This window comes from Microbacterium paulum (genome assembly GCF_015707995.1).
GTDB classification, from domain to species: Bacteria; Actinomycetota; Actinomycetes; order Actinomycetales; family Microbacteriaceae; genus Microbacterium; species Microbacterium paulum.
Genome location: NZ_JAAGRY010000109.1, coordinates 1 through 4381 on the forward strand (window position 1 = coordinate 1; position 4381 = coordinate 4381).

Genomic DNA, 4381 nt, shown 5'->3' on the forward strand with positions numbered 1-4381 from the left:
CGATCTGCCGCGCTCGCCCTGCTGTTGCGGCGCAGCCTCGATCGGGCCGCGCGCAGCGCACGGGCGGCCGCCGATGCCGCGGCGCAGGCCGAGCACCGGCGATTCCTCGCCCGGCTCGACCACGAGCTGAAGAACCCGATCACGGCGATCCGGGCGGCGGTCGCCGCGACCGGCGACCCGGAGGGCCCGGCCGCCGCCCCCGCCCTGCGCGCCCAGCTGCGCACGATCGACACGCAGACCGATCGCCTGTCGCGTCTCGTGGGCGATCTGCGCAAGCTCGCCGAGCTGCAGACCATCGATCTCGAGCGCGCACGGGTCGACCTCGGTGCGCTGCTCGACGACGTCGTCGAGGCCGTCGCCGCCGCATACGCTCGCACCGTCTCGGTCGCCCTGCCCGCGGCCCCGTGGCCGCTGCCGGCGGTGCCCGGCGACCCCGACCTGCTCTTCGTCGCGCTCTACAACGTCGCGGCGAACGCGGCGAAGTACTCCGAGGCCGAAGACCTCATCGAGGTGCGCGGCAGCGAGCAGGCGGGCTCCGTCGTGCTCGAGATCGCCGATACGGGTCGTGGCATCCCGCCGGCCGACCAGCCCGTGGTGTTCGAAGAGCTCGCGCGCGGCGCCAACGCGCGCGACCGGCCCGGCAGCGGTCTCGGGCTCGCACTCGCCCGCACGATCGTGGCGCGGCACGGCGGCGACATCACGCTCGTCTCGCGCGAGGGTCAGGGCACGCGGGTGCGGGTGTCGTTGCCGGCGCACGAGTCGCACGCCTGACCCGTACGTCGGTTCGGCCGGCGCCGGGGCATCCAATGCCGGGCATCAAAACGTCGAGGCATCCGACGTCGAGGCATCCGACGACGACGCCCGCGCGGCCCTAGACCGCGCGGGCGTCACATCGCTCAGAGAGCGGTTCAGGTCGTGATGGCCTGCTCGAGGATCGCGGCCTGCTCGCGCGCGTGCACCTTGGGCGAGCCGGTCGCCGTCGAGGCGGCCGCCGCACGCGAGATGCGGCGGATGGTGCGCCCGTGCAGGTGCTTGACGACCTCGAGGGCGATGAACGGCCACGCACCCTGGTTCTCGGGCTCGTCCTGCACCCACACCAGCTCGGCGTTCGGGTAGCTGTCGATGACGCGGTTGAGCTCGTCGATGGGGGCGGGATAGAGCTGCTCGAGGCGCACGAGGGCGACCGCGGGGTTCGGCTTCTTGTCGAGCTCCGAGACGAGGTCCCAGTGGATCTTGCCCGAGTGCAGCAACACCCGCGTGACGGATGCCTTGTCGATGCCGCGGTCGTCGTCGAGCACCGGCTCGAAACGGCCCGTGGTGAAGTCTTCGACCTGGCTCGTCGCGCCGCGCAGACGCAGCATGGCCTTCGGGGTGAAGACGATCAGCGGGCGACGCGGGCGCGAGTAGGCCTGGCGGCGCAGCAGGTGGAAGTGCGACGCGGGGGTCGACGGGCGGGCGACGATCATGTTGTCCTGCGCACACATCTGCAGGTAGCGCTCGGTGCGGGCCGACGAGTGGTCGGGGCCCTGGCCCTCGTAGCCGTGCGGCAGGAGCAGCACGACGGAGGACTGCTGACCCCACTTCTGGTCGGCGGCCGAGATGTATTCGTCGACGACCGACTGCGCACCGTTGGCGAAGTCGCCGAACTGCGCCTCCCACAGGGTGAGGGTGTCGGGTCGCTCCACCGAGTAGCCGTACTCGAACGCCATCGCGGCGTACTCGCTGAGCAGCGAGTCGTAGACGTAGAAGCGGCCCTGCGTGTCGGAGAGGTTCGCCAGCGGCAGCCACTCCTGACCGTTCGCACGGTCGTGCACCACCGAGTGGCGCTGCACGAAGGTGCCGCGGCGCGCGTCCTGCCCGGCGAGGCGCACGTTCGTGCCCTCCATGAGCAGCGAACCGAAGGCGAGCAGCTCGCCGAAGCCCCAGTCGATCGAGCCGCTGCGGCTCATCTCGAGGCGCTTCTCAAGCAGCTGCTGGATCTTCGGGTGCACCGTGAAGCTGTCGGGCTTGTTGACGAACGCGTCGCCGATCTGCTGCACGACCTCGACCGAGACCCCGGTGGTCTCGGGCTCGCCGACGGCCTGGTCGACCGCGCCGGTCGTCGGCGCGACGATGCCGGTGGTGCCGGTCTCGGCCGCGTGCGTCTCGGCGAACGCGATCTCGAGACGGTTCTGGAAGTCGGCCTTCGCCTTGTCGTATTCCTCTTCGGTGATGTCACCGCGGCCGACGAGCGACTCGGTGTACAGGCGACGCACCGAGCGCTTCGCCTCGATGAGGTTCGTCATGAGCGGCTGCGTCATCGACGGGTCGTCGCCCTCGTTGTGACCGCGGCGGCGGTAGCAGACGAGGTCGATCACGACGTCGCGCTTGAACTCCTGGCGGTAGGCCACGGCGAGCGCCGCGACGCGCACGACGGCCTCGGGGTCGTCGCCGTTCACGTGCAGGATCGGGGCCTGGATGGTCTTGGCGACGTCGGTGGCGTAGACCGACGTGCGGCCGTCCTGGGGGAGCGTCGTGAAGCCCACCTGGTTGTTGACGACGACGTGCACCGTTCCGCCGGTGCGGTAGCCGCGCAGCTGCGACATCTGCAGCGTCTCGACGACGACGCCCTGGCCCGCGAAGGCCGCGTCGCCGTGCACGAGGATCGGCAGCCACGGGAAGGTGCCGATCGGGGCGCGGTCCTGCTTGGCGCGGACGATGCCCTCGAGCACCCCGTCGACCGTCTCGAGGTGCGACGGGTTGGCGGCGAGGTAGACGGGCAGCTCCTCCCCGGCATCCGAGACGAACGTCCCCTCGGTGCCGAGGTGGTACTTCACGTCGCCCGAGCCCGACTTCGAGCCGATCGCGACCGATCCCTCGAACTCGCGGAAGATCTGGCTGTAGGTCTTGCCGGCGATGTTGGTGAGCACGTTCAGGCGCCCGCGGTGGGCCATGCCGATCGCGGCGCCGTCGAGGCCCGCGCCCGCCGCGCCCTGCAGGATCTCGTCGAGGAGCGGGATGAGCGACTCGCCGCCTTCGAGCGAGAACCGCTTCTGCCCGACGTACTTGGTCTGCAGGAAGGTCTCGAACGCCTCGGCCTGGTTGAGCTTGTCGAGGATGCGCAGCTGCTCGTCGTGGCTCGGCTTCTGGTACTTGACCTCGACGTTGTCCTGGAACCACTTGCGCTGGGCCGGGTCTTGGATGTGCATGTACTCGACGCCGATCGTGCGGCAGTACGAGTCGCGGAGCACCCCGAGGATGTCGCGGAGCTTCATCGTGCGCTTGCCGCCGAACCCGCCGGTGACGAACTCGCGGTCGAGGTCCCAGAAGGTGAGGTCGTGGTTCTCGATCTCGAGGTCGGGGTGGGTGCGCTGCACGTACTCGAGCGGGTCGATGTCGGCCATCAGGTGGCCGCGCACGCGGAACGAGTTGATGAGCTCCTGCACGCGCGCGGTCTTGTCGACGCGCTCGGCGAGGTCGACGTTGATGTCGGAGGCCCAGTGGATCGGCGCGTACGGGATGCGCAGAGCGGCGAAGATGCCCTCGTAGAAGTCGCGCTGGCCGATGAGCAGCTCGTGCACCTTCTTGAGGAACTCGCCCGAGCCGGCGCCCTGGATGACGCGGTGGTCGTAGGTGCTCGTGAGCGTGATCGTCTTGCCGATAGCGAGCTCGTTGAGCGTCTTCTCGCTCGAGCCCTGGAATTCGGCGGGGTACTCGAGCGCACCCGCGCCGACGATGCAGCCCTGTCCCTTCATGAGGCGGGGGACCGAGTGCACCGTGCCGATGCCGCCCGGGTTCGTCAGCGAGATCGTCGTGCCCTGGAAGTCGGCGGCGGTGAGCTTGTTGGCGCGGGCGCGCTTGACGAGGTCCTCGTACGAGGCGAGGTATTCGTTGAACGTCAGCGACTCGGCCTGCTTGATGCTCGGCACCATGAGCGCGCGGGTGCCGTCGGGCTTGGGCAGGTCGATCGCGATGCCGAGGTTGACGTGCGCCGGCGCGACCACCGACGGCTTGCCGTCGATCTCGGCGTACGACACGTTCTGGCTCGGGAAGGCCTTGAGGGCCTGGATCAGCGCCCAGCCGATCAGGTGCGTGAAGCTCACCTTGCCGCCGCGGGTGCGCGACATGTGGTTGTTGATCACGATGCGGTTGTCGATCATGAGCTTGGCCGGCACGGTGCGCACGCTCGTCGCGGTCGGCACGGTCAGCGACTCGTCCATGTTCGCCGCGAGGGTCTTGGGCAGGCCGCGCAGCGGCGTGACGACGTCTTCGCGGGCCTCCGCGGTCGTGCCCGGCTCCGCCTTCGGCGCCTGCGCCGGGACGGGCTGGGGCGCCGCGGGGCGGGTCGTCGTCTTCGCGACCGGCTGCGCGCCGACGACGGGGATGGGCGCGGTCAGCGGAC

At 70.1% G+C, this 4381-nt stretch carries 2 protein-coding genes; one reads left to right on the forward strand and one right to left on the reverse strand.

Annotation, left to right across the window (positions count from 1 at the left end; translation table 11 throughout):
• Positions 1 to 771: sensor histidine kinase (locus G3N18_RS15535; protein ID WP_196385156.1), on the forward strand; the 771-nt coding region annotated here is incomplete at its 5' end.
• Positions 772 to 908: 137 nt separating this feature from the next.
• On the opposite strand, the gene G3N18_RS15540 is transcribed toward G3N18_RS15535, so the two are convergent.
• Positions 909 to 4381 (reverse strand): multifunctional oxoglutarate decarboxylase/oxoglutarate dehydrogenase thiamine pyrophosphate-binding subunit/dihydrolipoyllysine-residue succinyltransferase subunit (locus tag G3N18_RS15540; RefSeq protein WP_196385157.1); only part of this gene is annotated, 3473 nt, incomplete at its 5' end.